We start from the raw sequence: 17,432 nt of genomic DNA on the forward strand, positions 1-17,432 counted from the left end.
TAGGGGAGGCGTAGCGAAAGCGAGTCTTAATAGGGCGCTTTAGTCGCTGGGTATAGACCCGAAACCGGGCGATCTATCCATGGGCAGGTTGAAGGTTAGGTAACACTGACTGGAGGACCGAACCGACTACCGTTGAAAAGTTAGCGGATGACCTGTGGATCGGAGTGAAAGGCTAATCAAGCTCGGAGATAGCTGGTTCTCCTCGAAAGCTATTTAGGTAGCGCCTCATGTATCACTGTAGGGGGTAGAGCACTGTTTCGGCTAGGGGGTCATCCCGACTTACCAAACCGATGCAAACTCCGAATACCTACAAGTGCCGAGCATGGGAGACACACGGCGGGTGCTAACGTCCGTCGTGAAAAGGGAAACAACCCAGACCGTCAGCTAAGGTCCCAAAGTCATGGTTAAGTGGGAAACGATGTGGGAAGGCTTAGACAGCTAGGAGGTTGGCTTAGAAGCAGCCATCCTTTAAAGAAAGCGTAATAGCTCACTAGTCGAGTCGGCCTGCGCGGAAGATGTAACGGGGCTCAAACCATGCACCGAAGCTACGGGTGTCATCTTTGATGACGCGGTAGAGGAGCGTTCTGTAAGCCTGTGAAGGTGAGTTGAGAAGCTTGCTGGAGGTATCAGAAGTGCGAATGCTGACATGAGTAACGACAATGCGAGTGAAAAACTCGCACGCCGAAAGACCAAGGTTTCCTGCGCAACGTTAATCGACGCAGGGTTAGTCGGTCCCTAAGGCGAGGCTGAAAAGCGTAGTCGATGGAAAACAGGTTAATATTCCTGTACTTCCAGTTATTGCGATGGAGGGACGGAGAAGGCTAGGCCAGCTTGGCGTTGGTTGTCCAAGTTTAAGGTGGTAGGCTGAGATCTTAGGCAAATCCGGGATCTTAAGGCCGAGAGCTGATGACGAGTGCTCATTAGAGCGCGAAGTGGTTGATGCCATGCTTCCAAGAAAAGCTCCTAAGCTTCAGATAACTGGGAACCGTACCCCAAACCGACACAGGTGGTTAGGTAGAGAATACCAAGGCGCTTGAGAGAACTCGGGTGAAGGAACTAGGCAAAATGGCACCGTAACTTCGGGAGAAGGTGCGCCGGTGAGGGTGAAGCACTTGCTGCGTAAGCCCACGCCGGTCGAAGATACCAGGCCGCTGCGACTGTTTATTAAAAACACAGCACTCTGCAAACACGAAAGTGGACGTATAGGGTGTGACGCCTGCCCGGTGCCGGAAGGTTAATTGATGGGGTTAGCGCAAGCGAAGCTCTTGATCGAAGCCCCGGTAAACGGCGGCCGTAACTATAACGGTCCTAAGGTAGCGAAATTCCTTGTCGGGTAAGTTCCGACCTGCACGAATGGCGTAACGATGGCGGCGCTGTCTCCACCCGAGACTCAGTGAAATTGAAATCGCTGTGAAGATGCAGTGTATCCGCGGCTAGACGGAAAGACCCCGTGAACCTTTACTATAGCTTTGCACTGGACTTTGAGCTTGCTTGTGTAGGATAGGTGGGAGGCTTTGAAGTGGGGACGCCAGTTCTCATGGAGCCATCCTTGAAATACCACCCTGGCAACCTTGAGGTTCTAACTCAGGTCCGTTATCCGGATCGAGGACAGTGTATGGTGGGTAGTTTGACTGGGGCGGTCTCCTCCCAAAGAGTAACGGAGGAGTACGAAGGTGCGCTCAGACCGGTCGGAAATCGGTCGTAGAGTATAAAGGCAAAAGCGCGCTTGACTGCGAGACAAACACGTCGAGCAGGTACGAAAGTAGGTCTTAGTGATCCGGTGGTTCTGTATGGAAGGGCCATCGCTCAACGGATAAAAGGTACTCCGGGGATAACAGGCTGATACCGCCCAAGAGTTCATATCGACGGCGGTGTTTGGCACCTCGATGTCGGCTCATCACATCCTGGGGCTGAAGCCGGTCCCAAGGGTATGGCTGTTCGCCATTTAAAGTGGTACGCGAGCTGGGTTTAGAACGTCGTGAGACAGTTCGGTCCCTATCTGCCGTGGACGTTTGAGATTTGAGAGGGGCTGCTCCTAGTACGAGAGGACCGGAGTGGACGAACCTCTGGTGTTCCGGTTGTCACGCCAGTGGCATTGCCGGGTAGCTATGTTCGGAAGAGATAACCGCTGAAAGCATCTAAGCGGGAAACTTGCCTCAAGATGAGATCTCACTGGGATCTTGAATCCCCTAAAGGGCCGTCGAAGACTACGACGTTGATAGGTTGGGTGTGTAAGCGCTGTGAGGCGTTGAGCTAACCAATACTAATTGCCCGTGAGGCTTGACCATATAACACCCAAGCAATTTGCTTACGCAGATTGTGGTGGTGAAGACGAAAGACCCGAAGATTCGTAGGGCCACAAATTCACATATCCGAATTGGCTGAGAGTGCTGCAAGGCATTCACGGCAACCGAATTTCTTGACGACCATAGAGCATTGGAACCACCTGATCCCATCCCGAACTCAGTAGTGAAACGATGCATCGCCGATGGTAGTGTGGGGCTTCCCCATGTGAGAGTAGGTCATCGTCAAGATTCATTTCGCAAAACCCCTATCTGCGCGAGCAGGTAGGGGTTTTGTCTTTGTGGTGCAGAAAACCCCGGCAGGTGCGGCCCTTGTAGGAGCGGCCTTGTGTCGCGATCGGGCGCGCAGCGGCCGCAAAACCTGCAGCCTCGGTCCTCCAGGACAATCGCGTCGCCTGGATTACGGCCGCTGCGCGCCCGATCGCGACACAAGGCCGCTCCTACAGGGGCCATTGCAGGCAGACCGCGTCGCTTGGTTCGCCAGCAAGGCTGGCTCCTACAGGCCGCAGGCGGGCGGCGATCGCTGTAGGAGCCGGCCTTGCCGGCGAACACCGGCGCAGCCGGTGCCATCCTGCAGCCTCGGTCCTCCAGGACAATCGCGTCGCCTGAATTACGGCCGCTGCGCAGCCCTTTCGCGACACAAGGCCGCGCCTACAGGGGCCATTGCAGGGCCGGGGCCAGGCGCCGCAGGCAAGCTACGCTCCCGCCATCTGCGCCATGTTAAGGTTCCCCCTTGGAATCGACTGCCACCCGAGAACAACCAATGCCCCAGACCACCTCACTGCACCCAGGCTTCATGATCGTCCAGGGCAACCGCCTGGATGATTTGCGCAACTTGGTGGTGAGCGTGATGCGTCGCTATCCCTTGGCGCCGCTGGAAAACGAAATCGCCCTGGTACAGAGCAACGGTATCGCCCAGTGGCTGAAGCTGGCCTTGGCCGAGGATCCCCAGGAGGGCGACCAGGGTGGTTGTGGCATTGCCGCGGCGATCGAGGTGCAATTGCCGGGCAGTTTCATGTGGCAGCTGTATCGCCGGGTTCTGGGCCGTGACGAAATTCCCGAGGTGTCGCTGCTCGACAAGGCCCCGCTGACCTGGCGCCTGATGCGCCTGCTGCCGGAGGTGATCGAGCTACCGCACTTCGAGCCGCTGCGCCGCTTCCTCACCGATGACAGCGACTTGCGCAAGCGCTACCAGTTGGCCGAGCGCCTGGCCGATCTGTTCGACCAGTACCAGGTCTACCGGGCCGACTGGCTCAAGGACTGGGCCAACGGCGCCCATGTACTCAACACCGCGCGCGGTGAGCGCAAGCCCCTCGCCCCAGCTAATCGCTGGCAGGCCGAGTTGTGGCGGATCCTGCTCGAGGACGTGGGGGAAGCCGGCATGGCACAAAGCCGGGCGGGTGTGCATCAACGCTTCATCGAGCGGATCAACAGCCTGGAGCAAGCCCCCGCCGGCCTGCCTGCGCGGCTGATCGTCTTCGGTATCTCGTCGCTGCCGGCGCAGATTCTCGAGGCGCTGGCCGGGCTTGCCCGTTTCAGTCAGGTACTGTTGTGCGTGCACAACCCCTGCCGCCACCACTGGGGCGACATCGTCGCCGACAAGGACCTGCTGCGTCACCAGTACAAACGCCAGCAGCGCAAGCAGGGCATGCCGCTGCAACTAGACGACGAACTGCTGCACCAGCACGCCCACCCGCTGCTGGCCGCCTGGGGCAAGCAGGGCCGCGACTACATCAACCTGCTCGACAGTTACGACGACCCCGGCAGCTACCAGAGCGTGTTCAGCGACGGACGCATCGACCTGTTCAGTGACGGCGAGCCGAAGACCCTGCTCAACCAGTTGCAGGACGATATCCTCGAGCTGCGCCCGTTGGCGGAAACCCGCGAGCAATGGCCTGCGGTGGAGCCTGCCAAGGACCGCTCGGTACGCTTTCATGTCGCCCACAGCCCGCAACGTGAGGTGGAGATCCTCCACGACCAGTTGCTCGCCCGGTTCAGCGCCGACCCAAGCCTGCGCCCGCGGGACATCATCGTCATGCTCCCGGCGATCGATACCTACGCGCCGCACATCCGCGCGGTATTCGGCCAGCTGGAGCGCAACGACCCGCGCTACATCCCCTTCACCCTGACCGACCAGGGCCAGCGCGGCCGCGACCCGTTGCTGATCGCGCTTGAGCACCTGCTCAAGTTGCCCGACAGCCGCTTCGCCGTGAGCGAAGTGCTCGACCTGCTGGATGTCCCGGCGGTGCGTGCCCGCTTTGCCATCCAGCAGAGCGACCTGGCCACCTTGCACCGCTGGATCGAAGGCGCCGGCATTCGCTGGGGGCTCAGTGCCCAGCAGCGAGCCACCCTGGGCCTGCCCGAAGGGTTGGAGCAGAACAGCTGGCGATTCGGCCTGCGGCGCATGCTGCTCGGCTATGCGGTGGGGGTGGGCGAGGGCTGCGACGGTATCGAGCCCTACGACGAGATCGGTGGCCTTGACGCTGCGTTGATCGGCCCGTTGGTGGCGCTGCTCGATGCCCTGGACGTGGCCTGCCAGGCCCTGTCGCAGCCTGCCACCGCCACTGAGTGGGGCGAGCGGCTGCATGCCCTGTTGCAGGTGTTCTTCCTGGCCGAGGACGAACATGACGAACTGCTGCTGGTGCAGCTCCAGGACCTGCGCGACACCTGGCTGGAAACCTGCGAAGCGGTCGGCCTGCAGGACCTGCTGCCGCTCACGGTGGTCCGCGAGGCCTGGTTGTCGGGCTTGGATCAGGGCAAGCTGTCCCAGCGTTTCCTCGCCGGTTCGGTGAATTTCTGCACGTTGATGCCGATGCGGGCCATCCCGTTCCGCGTGGTTTGCCTGCTGGGCATGAACGACGGCGACTACCCGCGGGCGCAGCCGCCACTGGATTTCGACCTGATGGCCAGCGACTACCGCCCCGGCGACCGTTCGCGCCGCGAAGATGACCGCTACCTGTTGCTCGAGGCCCTGCTTTCGGCGCGCGACCAGTTGTATGTCAGCTGGGTGGGCCGCAGCATCCGCGACAACAGCGAACGCCCGGCATCGGTGCTGGTCGGCCAGTTGCGCGACCATCTGGCCGCCGGTTGGCAGTTGGCCGGCGCCAAGGCCGGGCAACGGGACGACCCGGGGCAACAGTTGCTCCACGCGCTGACCCAGGAGCACCCGTTGCAGCCTTTCAGCCAGCGCTACTTCCAGAAAGGCAGCCCGCTGTTCAGCTTTGCCAATGAGTGGCTGGTGCTGCATCAGGCCGAGGCCGAGGGGCAGGCCGAGCATGTCGGGCTGCCGCCGTACAGCAGCGATGAACCGCTGAGCCTGACGCAGTTGCAGGACTTTTTGCGCCACCCGGTACGCCACTTCTTCAGCCAGCGCCTGAAAGTGTTCTTCGAAGCCCTGGAAGCACCGACCCCGGACGAAGAACCCTTCAGCCTCGATGCGCTGCAACGCTATGGCCTGAGTGAAAGCCTGTTGGGCGCGGCGCTGGCCGACCCGGACAACGCCGAGCAAGCGCTGCACACCCAGGCGCGCCGCCTCCAGGCCTGCGGCCTGCTGCCCCTGGCCGGTTTCGGCGAGGCCCTGCAGGTGGAGCTGATCCAGCCGCTGCCGGACCTGTTGCAACGCCACCGGCAGTTGTTGCAGCGTTGGCCGAGCGTGGTCGAAGGCGCCTTGCCGATTCACTTCGAGCACGGACCGCACCGCCTGGAAGGCTGGCTCGGTCGGGTCTACCAGGCCGAGGACCAGAGCCTGCTGAGCATTGCCACGGTGCCCAACGCCATCAGCGCCGGGCGCAACAGCCTGAAGTGGCATCGCCTGGTACCGACCTGGGTCATGCACCTGGCCGCCTGCGCCTGCGGTTATCCACAGCACAGCGCCCTGGTGGCCAGCGACATCACCCTGTTGCTGGGCCCGCTGCCCCAGCATGAGGCCGCCGAGCGCCTGGGCGACTTGCTGGTGGCGCGCCAGGCCGGCATGAACACGCCGTTGCCGGTGGCGACCAAGACCGCCTTCGCCTGGCTCGCCCAGGAAGACCCGGACAAGGCCCTGGCTGGCGCGACGCGCGCCTACGAAGGCGATGGCCAGAACAGCTTTGGCGAGCGCAGCGAGAGCCTGGCCCTGGCCCGGCAATTCCGTGACTTTGCCGCGCTGGCCCTGGACGAGACGTTCGAAGGTTGGTGCGAAACCCTGTATCGCCCGCTGTTCGCCGCGCCCTGGCAGACCCTGGGTAACCCGGAGAGCGACCAATGAGCCAAGCCCGCCCCCTGGCGTTGAGTTTTCCCCTGCACGGCAGCCAACTGATCGAGGCCAGCGCCGGTACCGGCAAGACCTTCACCATTTCCGCGCTGTACCTGCGCCTGATCCTCGGGCATGGCGGCGCCCAGGCGTTCAGCCGCGAACTGCTGCCGCCACAGATCCTCGTGGTGACCTTCACCGATGCCGCCACCAAGGAGCTGCGCGAGCGTATCCGCGCGCGCCTGGCCGAGGCGGCGCGGTTCTTCCGTGGCGAGCTGCAAGACGCCGACCCGCTGTTGCATCAACTGCGCGACGATTATCCACAGGCGCACTGGGCACGTTGCGCCAGCCGCCTGGAGATCGCCGTGCAGTGGATGGACGAAGCGGCGGTTTCGACCATCCACGGCTGGTGCCAGCGCATGTTGCGCGAACACGCCTTCGACAGCGGCAGCCTGTTCACTCAGAGCCTCGAAACCGACCACAGCGAACTGCTTGGGCAGGTCATGCGCGATTACTGGCGGCGCTTCTGCTACGGCATGCGTGGCGAATCGCTGGCCTGGGTGCGTGGCAACTGGGGCAGCCCGGATGCCTTGCTGCCGCGCATCAGGCCGTTGTTCGGGCGGGTGCGTGGCCAGGCCGACGAAGGCGACCCGCAGGCGCTGATCGAAGCGACCCTGCGCCAGCGCACCGAGCAGTTGGGCCAGCTCAAGGCGCCATGGGGCGCCTGGGCCGACGAGCTGCAGCAGATCTGCCGCGATGCCGTGGCCGCCAAGCAGGCGGACGGACGCAAGTTGCAAGCGCGCTACTTCGAGCCCTGGTTCGACAAGCTGCGCGCCTGGGCTGGTGACGAGCAGGCCATGGAGCTGGACCTGGGCACCGGTTTCACCCGCCTGACCCCGGCCGGCATGGCTGAAGCCTGGAAGGTCGGCGAGCCCCCCGAACACCCGGCGCTGCGTGCCATGGAAACCCTGCGCGAGCAATTGCAGGGGCTCGCCAGCCCCGATGCACGCCTGCTGGAGCATGCCGCGGCCTGGGTTTCGGCGCGCTTCGAGGTGGAAAAGCGCCGACGTGCCGAAATGGGCTTCGACGACATGCTCCTGCGCTTGCAGCATGCACTGGGCAGCGACGCTGGCGAGCGCCTGGCGGGGTTGATCCGCGAGCAGTTCCCGGTGGCCTTGATCGACGAATTCCAGGACACCGACCCGGTGCAGTACGGCATCTTCGAGCGCATCTACCGGATCGACGAAAACAACCCGGACACCGGCCTGTTCATGATCGGCGACCCCAAGCAGGCGATCTACGCCTTTCGTGGCGCCGACATCTTCACCTACCTGGCCGCCCGGCGTGCCAGCGCCGGGCGCTTGCACAGCCTGGACACCAACTACCGCTCCAGCCAGGCCATGGTCGCGGCGGTCAACCGGGTGTTCCTCGAGGCCGAGGCGCGGCGCGAAGGGCGCGGCGCGTTCCTGTTCCGCGCCCAGGGCGACAACCCGCTGCCCTTCGTCGAAGTCCATGCCAAGGGCCGCAGCGAGCAGCTGCTGATCGACGGCCAGGCCACTGCCGCGCTGCAATGCTGGCAGCTGGAGAGTGACGAGCCGGTATCCAGCACGCTGTATCGCCAACGCCTGGCGGCCAGTTGCGCCAGCCATATCGTCGCCTTGCTCGATGGCGGCCAGCAGGGTGTCACCGGTTTTGCCGATGCGGCCGGCAAGTTGCGGCCCTGCCTGCCTGCGGATATCGCCATCCTGGTGCGCGATGGCCGCGAGGCGCAGATGGTCCGCGCCGAGCTGGCTGCCCGCGACGTGCGCAGCGTGTACCTGTCGGACAAGGACTCGGTGTTCGCCGCCCAGGAGGCCCACGACCTGCTGGCCTGGCTCAAGGCCTGCGCCGAGCCGGATGCCGAGCGCCTGCTCAAGGCCGCGCTGGCCAGCCTGACCCTCGACCTGCCGTTGATCGAGCTGGAGCGGCTGAACCAGGACGAGCGCGTCTGGGAAGACTGGGTGATGCGTTTTCGGCGCTACCGCGACACCTGGCAACGCCAGGGCGTGCTGCCGATGCTGCGCCGCCTGCTGCATGACTTCCAACTGCCGCGCACGCTCATGGGCCGCAGCGACGGCGAACGGGTGCTGACCAACCTGCTGCACCTGGCCGAGCTGCTGCAACAGGCAGCGGGCGAACTGGATGGCGAGCAGGCGCTGATTCGCCACCTCACCGAGCACCTGGCCACCGCCGGGCAGGTCGGCGAAGAGCAGATCCTGCGCCTGGAGAGCGACGAACAGCTGGTCAAGGTGGTGACCATCCACAAGTCCAAGGGCCTGGAGTACCCCTTGGTCTACCTGCCGTTCATCTGCACCAGCAAGCCGGTGGACGGCCAGCGCCTGCCGCTGGGCTGGCATGACGACGAAGGGGTCGCGCACCTCACGCTGACACCCGATGCACGGCAGATCGAGCGCGCCGACGATGAACGCCTGGCCGAGGACCTGCGCCTGCTCTACGTGGCCCTGACCCGGGCCCAGCATGCCTGCTGGCTGGGGGTGGCCGACCTCAAGCGCGGCACCCAGCGCAGTTCGCAGTTGCACCGTTCGGCCCTGGGCTACCTGCTCGGCGGTGGCGTGCCGCTGGCAGCGAGCAATCAATTGGCCGGGTGGCTCGACACTCTGGCGGCCAGTAGCCCGAGCATCGCCAGGCTGCCGTTGCCGCCGGCCGACGAACAGCGCTACCGCATACCGGACAACCAGCGCGAGCTGCTGCCACCGCGCAAGCCACGGCGCGCCGCCGCCGAGCATTGGTGGATCGCCTCGTACAGCGCCTTGCGCCTGGGCGACCAGACCCTGGTCGCCGACAGTTCCCAGGCCCAGCAACTGCTGGACGATGAAACCCTGGACAGCCAGTTGCTGCGCCAGGTGCCGGCCGAGGCCGGCGACATTCATCGTTTCCCCCGCGGGCCGAACCCCGGCACCTTCCTCCACGGCCTGCTCGAGTGGGCCGGGCGCGAAGGGTTTGCCGAGGTCAGTGCCCTGCCCGCCGAGATCGAGCGCACCGTTGGCCGGCGTTGCAACCGGCGTGACTGGAAGGGCTGGATCCCGACGCTCACGCAATGGCTGCAACAGCTGCTGGTGCAGCCCTTGCCGCTGCAGGGCACCACCGTGAGCCTGGCGGGGTTGCGCCAGTACCAGATCGAAATGGAGTTCTGGTTCGCCAGCCACCGGGTCGATGCGCAGCAGCTCGATCAACAGGTGGTGCGCCATACCCATGCCGGCGCCGCGCGCCCGGCGGCCTTGCCGACCGTGCTCAACGGCATGTTCAAGGGCTTCATCGACCTGGCCTTCGAACTCGATGGGCGCTACTACGTGGCCGACTACAAGTCCAACTGGCTCGGCCCCGATGCCGGCGCCTACGAGGCCCAGGCCATGGAGCAGGCGATCCTCGAGCACCGCTACGACCTGCAGTACGTGCTCTACCTGCTGGCCCTGCATCGCCAGCTGCGCGCGCGCCTGCCCGACTACGACTACGACCGCCATGTCGGCGGTGCCTTGTTCATCTTCCTGCGTGGCGTCACCACGGCGGGCCATGGGCTGTACCACGCCCGGCCGCCACGGGCGCTGATCGAGCAGCTCGACGCGCTGTTTCGCGGCGAGCACGCACCCGAACAACAGGACCTGTTTGCCGGAGCCGCGCCATGAGCCGACGCCTCGACGACCTGCTGCCCACCCCGTTGCAGGCCGAACACCTCAACGCCCTGGCGCCACTGGGCGACAGCCATGACTTGCTGGCCCTGCTCGATCGCTGGGTCGAGCGCGGCTGGTTGCGCGCCCTCGACCGGGCGTTCGTCGGCTTCCTCGAGGAGCGCGCGCCCGGCAGCGATCCGCTGGTGCTGCTGGCGGCGGCGTTGGCCAGCCACCAGCTGGGCCATGGCCATGTCTGCCTCGACCTGCGCCAGACCCTTGCCGAGCCGGATTTTGCCCTGTCGTTGCCGCCGGAAGGGGATGCCCTGACCGGCCCCCTGCTGCTGCCCTCGCAGTTGCTGGGCAGCCTCGACCTGGGGCTGTGGTTGCAGCGCATCGGCCAGAGCACCCTGGTGGCCGATGGCGACGCCCTTGCGCAACGCCCGCGGCCCTTGGTGCTTAGTGGTGAACGCCTGTACCTGCGCCGCTACTGGACCTACGAGCGGCGCATCGACGCCACGCTGCACCAGCGCCTGGCCCGGCAGCTGCCGTTGCAGGCCGACTTGCCGCAGCGCCTGGCGCAGTTGTTCGACGGCGGCGCCCCCGCAGGCGAGGTGGACTGGCAAAAGCTTGCCTGTGCCCTGGCGACCCGCGCCGGTTTCAGCGTGATCACCGGTGGCCCGGGTACTGGCAAGACCACCACGGTGGTGCGCCTGCTGGCGCTGTTGCAGGCGCCGGCGGTCGAGCAGGGGCGGCCGCTGCGTATCCGCCTGGCAGCGCCGACCGGCAAGGCCGCGGCACGCCTGACCGAATCCATTGGCCAACAGGTGGCGCGCCTGCAAGTGGCGGCCGAGGTGCGCGAGCAGATCCCCACCGAGGTCAGCACCGTGCACCGCCTGCTGGGCAGCCGCCCAGGGTCGCGGCACTTCCGCCATCACGCGGGCAATCCCTTGCCGCTGGACGTGCTGGTGGTCGACGAGGCGTCGATGATCGACCTGGAAATGATGGCCAACCTGCTCGATGCCCTGCCGGCCAGCGCGCGCCTGGTGCTGCTGGGCGACAAGGACCAGTTGGCCTCGGTGGAAGCCGGCGCGGTGCTGGGGGACCTGTGCCGGGATGCCGAGGATGGCTGCTACTGGCCGCAGACCCTGGCCTGGCTGGAGCAGGTGGGGGGGCAGTCGCTGGCCGGCATCGGCTTGCAGGCGGGCGATGAGCCGCGCAAGCCACTGGCCCAGCAGATTGTCATGCTGCGCCATTCCCGACGCTTTGGTGAGGGCAGCGGCATCGGCCAGCTGGCGCGGCTGGTCAACCGCCAGCAGGCGCAGGAGGCGCGGGCGCTGCTGGCCACCCGGCTCGACGATGTGTTCTGCCTGACGCTCGGTGGCGAGCACGACAAGCGCTTCGATCGCCTGCTGCTCGATGGCCTCAACCAGGGCGCAGAGGGCCCGCAAGGCTACCGCAGCTACCTGCGCACGATTGGCCGCTTGCGCCCGGCGCCGGGCACGCCCGTCGACGATCCGCGCTGGGAGCAATGGGCCGGCGAGGTGCTGCGCAGTTTCGAGGCGTTCCAGTTGCTGTGCGCGGTGCGCAAGGGCGCCTGGGGCGTCGAAGGGCTGAACGAACGGGTCGCCCGGGTGCTGCACAATGCCGGGCTGATCGACAACCAGCAACCCTGGTACGAGGGCCGCCCGGTGCTGGTGACGCGCAACGACTACGGCCTTGGCCTGATGAACGGTGATATCGGCATTGCCCTGCGCCTGCCGGACGAGCAGGGCCAGGCGCTGCTGCGGGTGGCCTTCCCGCGCAACGACGGCAGTGGTGGCGTGCGTTTCGTCCTGCCCAGCCGCCTCAGCGAAGTGGAAACCGTGTTCGCCATGACCGTGCACAAGTCCCAGGGCTCGGAGTTCAGCCATACCGCGCTGGTGCTGCCCGACGCACTGAACCCGGTGCTGACCAAGGAGCTGGTGTACACCGGCATCACCCGCGCCAAGCACTGCTTCAGCCTGATCGAGCCGCGCGCCGGGGTGTTCGAGGAGGCTGTGGAGCGCAAGGTCAGGCGGGTGTCGGGGCTGATGCTGGAGCAAGTCTGACTCTGGAGTTCGCCGCCGATATGCTATCGTTGCGGCATTATCTGCAAATACTTTTGTGAGATTTCCCTCCATGACAGTGGCTGTCTCGGCCTTGAGACGAGTGACGGGCTGTGCGTTCTCGCTGCTGATGGCCCTGCTGTTGTCGAACGGCGCGTCCGCCTGGGCGGCCGGTAGCGTGCCGGACGCGCACGTGCAGCAGCGCGCCCGGGCCGTGACCCAGGTGGTGCTGGGCATCCTCAGCTACGCACGCTGGCCGGCCGAGCCCAACCCCTTGCGCCTGTGCCTGGTCGGCCCCACCGAGTACGCCGATGACCTGATCAAGGGCAATGTGCAGAATTCCGGGCAGCCGCTGCAGGTGCGGCGCCTGCTGGCCAACGACCCGAGCGTGGCCAGTGCCTGCGATGCGGTGTACATCGGCAAGCTCGACCAGGCCCATCGCGAGCGGCTGTTCCAGGCGCTCAACGGCCACCCGGTACTGAGCATCAGCGAGGCCGGCGACCCATGCACGGTCGGCAGCCTGTTCTGCCTGCGCATTGGCGATCCGCAGGTGGCCTTCGACGTCAACCTCGACTCGGTGGCGCGCAGTGGCGTGCGCATCCACCCCAGCGTGCTGCAACTGTCGCGACGCCGGGCAGGGCAGCCATGAAACGTCCAGCCAAGCGCGTCAGCCGGCCAACCTTGCGTGCGGTACTGGGCCGCGGCCACCTGGGCGTGGCCTTGCTCGCCGCCGGCCTTGCCGGGGTGCTGGTGACCCTGCTCGGGGTCGCGGCGCTGCGGGTGTACGCCAACCACAACCTGCACTTGATCGCCCGTTCCATCAACTACACCGTCGAGGCCGCCGTGGTATTCGACGACAGCGCCGCGGCCAACGAGGCGCTGGCGCTGATCGCCGCCACCGAGGAGGTGGCCGACGCCAAGGTGTACGACAACGACGGCGACCTGCTGGCCCATTGGCAACGCGATGAGCAGGGGGTGATGGCGCAGTTGCAGACCCAGGTGGCGCGCAGCCTGCTGGAAGAGCCGATCAACATGCCGGTGCAGCACATGGGCCAGCGGGTCGGCCATATCGAGCTGACCGGGCAGGGCGGCAGCCTGGTGCGCTTCCTGCTCAGCGGCCTGGTTGGCATCCTGGTGTGTACCGTGCTCAGCGCGGTGCTGGCGCTGTACCTGTCGCGCCGGGTGTTCGGCGATATCATCCGGCCGCTGCGCCACCTGGCCAGCGTCGCCCACGCCGCGCGCCGCGAGCGCAGTTTCGACCGGCGCGTGCCCGAGACCCAGATCGCCGAACTCAATGAGCTGGGCAACGACTTCAATGCCCTGCTCGATGAGCTGGAGGCCTGGCACAGCCACTTGCAGAGCGAGAACGAGAGCCTTGCCCATCAGGCCAGCCACGACAGCCTCACTGGCCTGCCCAACCGCGCGTTCTTCGAGGGCCGCCTGAGCCGCAGCCTGCGCAGCGCTGCGCGCAACGAGGAGCACCTGGCGCTGCTGTTCCTCGACAGCGACCATTTCAAGCAGATCAACGACAGCCTCGGCCACGCGGTGGGCGACGAGGTGCTGGTGAGCGTCGCCAGCCGGGTGCGCGCGCAACTGCGCGAGCATGACCTGGTGGCGCGGCTGGGCGGCGACGAGTTCGCCATTCTGCTGACGCCGCTGCACTCGCGCGAGGACGCCCAGCGCATCGCCGAGAAGATCATCGCCAGCATGAAGGTGCCGGTGCCGCTGGAGGATGGCAACAGCATCACCACCTCGCTGAGTGTCGGCATCGCCTATTACCCCGACGACGGCCGCGACCCGGCCAGTCTGCTCAATGCCGCCGATGCGGCGATGTACCAGGCCAAGCGCAAGCGCCGTGGCCATTGGCAAGTGGCCCAGCCGGAGCGCCGTGCCACTGACGTAAAGAACAGGAGCTGAACCGTGACCAACCGTTTTCCCATGCTGCGTTTCCCGATTTTTGCCCTGCTGCTGGCTCTGCTGGCGCTTGCCGGCTGCCAGAGCGTGCCGCCCAAGGGCCTGACCCCCGAGCAGGTGGCGGTGCTCAAGCGCGAGGGCTTCGCCCCGACCGACGAAGGCTGGGCGTTCGACCTGTCGGGCAAGGTGCTGTTCGGCAGCGACCTGGACAGCCTCAACAGCCAGAGCGAATCGATCGTCGAGCGCATCGGCAAGGCCTTGCTGTCGGTGAACATCCAGCGGGTGCGCATCGACGGCCATGCCGATGCCTCGGGCAAGGCCGCCTACAACCAGCAGTTGTCCGAGCGTCGCGCGCAGAGCGTGGCCAAGGCGCTGATCGGCATCGGCATGCAGCCGCAGAACATCCAGACCCGCGGCATGGGCAGCAGCCAGCCGGTGGCCGACAACCGCACCGCGGCAGGGCGCATGGAGAACCGCCGGGTGTCGATCGTGGTGGGCTCCGACTGAGGCTAGTGGGGCCGCTGCGCGTTCCGTTTGCCAGCAAGCCGGCTGCTACAGCAATCACGTATTGTTTGCTAGGAGCCGGCTTGCCGGCGAATGGGCCACATGGCGGTCCTCGTCAGTGTCGGGCGAACTTCATGTCCCGCGTCTGGCCCATCAGCAACGGCGCATTGGCCTCGGTCACCTCGCGGATGTAGTCCCACAGCAGGGTGATCCGCTTCAACTTGCGCAGATCTTCCCGGCAGTACATCCAGAACTGCCGCGTCACCTCGACCTGCTCCGGCAGCACCGTCACCAGCCGTGGGTCCTGCGCCGCCAGGAAACACGGCAGGATCGCCAGCCCGCGCCCCTGCAACGCCGCCGTGTACTGGGCGATCACGCTGGTGCTGCGCAGGTGCGCCTGGGCATTGGGGATCAGGTTGGCCAGGTACAGCAACTCCGAGCTGAATGCCAGGTCGTCGACATAGCTGATGAACGGATGCTGCGCCAGGTCGGCAATCTGCTGGATCGGCGGGTGGCGCGCCAGGTAGTCCTGGGTGGCGTACAGGCGCAGGCGGTAGTCGCACAGCTTGCAGCACACGTAAGGACCATGTTCCGGGCGTTCCAGCGCGATAACGATGTCGGCCTCGCGCTTGGACAGGCTGATGAAGTGCGGCAGCGGCAGGATATCCACCGATATCGCCGGCCAGGCGTCGACGAAATGGCTCAGCTGCGGGGTGACGAAAAAGCTGCCGAAGCCTTCTGTGCAGCCCATGCGCACATGCCCCGACAACGCCACGCCGGAGCCTGAGACCTGCTCGCAGGCCATGTGCAGGGTGCTTTCGATCGATTCGGCATAGCCCAGCAGGCGTTGGCCCTCGGCGGTGAGGACGAAGCCGTTGGTGCGCGACTTCTCGAACAGCAATGTGCCCAGCGCCCCTTCCAGTGAGCCGATGCGCCGCGAGACCGTGGTGTAGTCCACGCTCAGGCGCTTGGCCGCACTGCTGGCCTTGCGGGTGCGCGCTACCTCAAGAAAGAACTTGAGGTCGTCCCAGTTGAGCGCGCTCAGGGAGGTGAGGTCTTTTTGCATGATGATCCGGTTTTTTTGTGCATTCTTGTTGGATGTTTGCACATCTATACTCGATCTCAGCCCCTAGACGCCACCCCGTGTTCACCCCGGCGTAGGCGATCTCGTTCCGACAATAATTCCAAGGAGAGCGCAGATGAACGCACCGCAAACCCCCGACCAGGCCAAGGTCGAGCAGGTCAAGCTGCTGATCGACGGCCAATGGGTCGAGTCGAAGACCACCGAGTGGCGCGATATCGTCAACCCGGCCACCCAGCAAGTGCTGGCGCGGGTGCCATTCGCCACCGAGGAGGAGGTGAACGCCGCCGTGGCCGCCGCCGAGCGCGCGTTCAAGACCTGGCGTGACACCCCGATCGGCGCACGCATGCGCATCATGCTCAAGTTGCAGGCGTTGATCCGTGAGCACAGCAAACGCATCGCCGTGACCCTCAGCGCCGAGCAGGGCAAGACCATTGCCGATGCCGAAGGCGATATCTTCCGCGGCCTGGAAGTGGTCGAGCACGCAGCGTCCATCGGCACCCTGCAGATGGGCGAGTTCGCCGAGAACGTCGCCGGTGGTGTCGACACCTACACCCTGCGCCAGCCGATCGGCGTGTGCGCCGGTATCACCCCGTTCAACTTCCCGGCGATGATCCCGCTGTGGATGTTCCCGATGGCCATCGTCTGCGGCAACACTTTCGTGCTCAAGCCGTCCGAACAGGACCCGCTGTCGACCATGATGCTGGTCGAGCTGGCGCTGCAGGCGGGCATCCCGGCTGGCGTGCTCAACGTGGTGCACGGCGGCAAGCAGGTGGTCGATGGCATTTGCACCCATCCGGACATCAAGGCGATCTCCTTCGTCGGTTCGACCGAAGTCGGCACCCACGTCTACAACCTCGGCAGCCAGCACGGCAAGCGCGTGCAATCGATGATGGGCGCCAAGAACCATGCGGTGATCCTGCCCGACGCCAACCGCACCCAGACCATCAACGCCCTGGTCGGCGCCGCCTTTGGCGCGGCCGGCCAGCGCTGCATGGCCACCTCGGTGGCGGTGCTGGTGGGCAAGGCCCGCGAGTGGCTGCCGGACATCAAGGATGCCGCCAGCAAGCTCAAGGTCAACGCCGGCAGCGAGCCGGGCACCGATGTCGGCCCGGTGGTCTCCAAGCGCGCCAAGGAGCGTGTGCTGGGCCTGATCGAAAGCGGTATCAAGGAGGGCGCCAAGCTCGAGCTCGATGGCCGCGGCGTCAAGGTGCCGGGCTACGAGCAAGGCAACTTCGTCGGCCCGACCCTGTTCTCCGGGGTGACCACCGACATGCAGGTCTACACCCAGGAAATCTTCGGCCCGGTGCTGGTGACCCTGGAGGTCGACACCCTCGACGAGGCCATCGCCCTGGTCAACGCCAACCCGTTCGGCAACGGCACTGGCCTGTTTACCCAGAGCGGCGCGGCGGCGCGCAAGTTCCAGAGCGAGATCGACATCGGCCAGGTGGGTATCAACATCCCGATCCCGGTGCCGGTGCCGTTCTTCAGCTTCACAGGCTCGCGCGGCTCCAAGCTTGGCGACCTTGGCCCGTACGGCAAGCAGGTGGTGCAGTTCTACACTCAGACCAAGACCGTCACTGCCCGTTGGTTCGATGACGACAGCGTCAATGACGGTGTGAACACCACCATCAGCCTGCGCTAAGG

Annotated in this window: 8 protein-coding genes and 2 rRNA genes (1 of these 10 cut by a window edge); 9 read left to right on the plus strand and 1 reads right to left on the minus strand. The window is 65.3% G+C overall.

Annotation, left to right across the window (positions count from 1 at the left end):
- The 8 genes from KSS95_RS06190 to yfiB form a co-directional block, all read left to right on the plus strand.
- A 23S ribosomal RNA gene (locus KSS95_RS06190) occupies positions 1–2,288 on the plus strand; it begins 605 nt to the left of the window's first position.
- A 130-nt stretch (positions 2,289–2,418) separates the two neighbouring features.
- Positions 2,419–2,534, plus strand: a 5S ribosomal RNA gene (gene rrf, locus KSS95_RS06195).
- Positions 2,535–3,066: 532 nt separating this feature from the next.
- Positions 3,067–6,549 carry an exodeoxyribonuclease V subunit gamma gene (gene recC / locus KSS95_RS06200; protein WP_217852557.1) on the plus strand — a complete coding sequence of 1,161 codons (3,483 nt, stop codon included), beginning with the start codon at positions 3,067–3,069 and terminating at the stop codon, positions 6,547–6,549.
- A complete protein-coding gene (gene recB, locus KSS95_RS06205; RefSeq protein WP_217852559.1) occupies positions 6,546–10,217 on the plus strand; it encodes an exodeoxyribonuclease V subunit beta in 3,672 nt (1,223 codons plus the stop codon). The genes recC and recB overlap by 4 nt, the downstream gene beginning before the upstream one ends.
- Positions 10,214–12,289, plus strand: coding sequence for an exodeoxyribonuclease V subunit alpha (recD, locus tag KSS95_RS06210; RefSeq protein WP_217852561.1), 2,076 nt, complete (start codon positions 10,214–10,216; stop codon positions 12,287–12,289). Before recB ends, recD begins: the two co-directional genes overlap by 4 nt.
- Before the next feature lie 70 nt (positions 12,290–12,359).
- Entirely contained in the window at positions 12,360–12,935 is a 576-nt protein-coding gene (gene yfiR / locus KSS95_RS06215) for a regulatory sequestration protein YfiR (RefSeq protein ID WP_217852563.1), read from the plus strand.
- On the plus strand, positions 12,932–14,203 hold the full coding sequence (gene dgcN, locus KSS95_RS06220) for a diguanylate cyclase DgcN/YfiN (RefSeq protein ID WP_217852564.1): 1,272 nt from the start codon (positions 12,932–12,934) through the stop codon (positions 14,201–14,203). Before yfiR ends, dgcN begins: the two co-directional genes overlap by 4 nt.
- A gap of 21 nt (positions 14,204–14,224) precedes the next feature.
- Positions 14,225–14,707: an outer membrane lipoprotein YfiB gene (yfiB, locus tag KSS95_RS06225; protein ID WP_217853939.1), complete on the plus strand. Its 483-nt coding sequence runs from the start codon at positions 14,225–14,227 to the stop codon at positions 14,705–14,707.
- Positions 14,708–14,819: 112 nt separating this feature from the next.
- Here the strand turns inward: yfiB and KSS95_RS06230 are convergent, their stop codons facing one another.
- Positions 14,820–15,770, minus strand: coding sequence for a LysR family transcriptional regulator (locus KSS95_RS06230; protein WP_217852566.1), 951 nt, complete (start codon positions 15,768–15,770; stop codon positions 14,820–14,822).
- 133 nt (positions 15,771–15,903) lie between these two features.
- On the opposite strand from KSS95_RS06230, the gene KSS95_RS06235 reads away from it, so the two are divergent.
- Positions 15,904–17,430: a CoA-acylating methylmalonate-semialdehyde dehydrogenase gene (locus tag KSS95_RS06235; RefSeq protein WP_217852567.1), complete on the plus strand. Its 1,527-nt coding sequence runs from the start codon at positions 15,904–15,906 to the stop codon at positions 17,428–17,430.
- The last annotated feature ends 2 nt before the right edge of the window (positions 17,431–17,432 follow it).

The sequence above is a fragment of the Pseudomonas muyukensis genome, assembly GCF_019139535.1.
GTDB lineage: Bacteria > Pseudomonadota > Gammaproteobacteria > Pseudomonadales > Pseudomonadaceae > Aquipseudomonas > Aquipseudomonas muyukensis.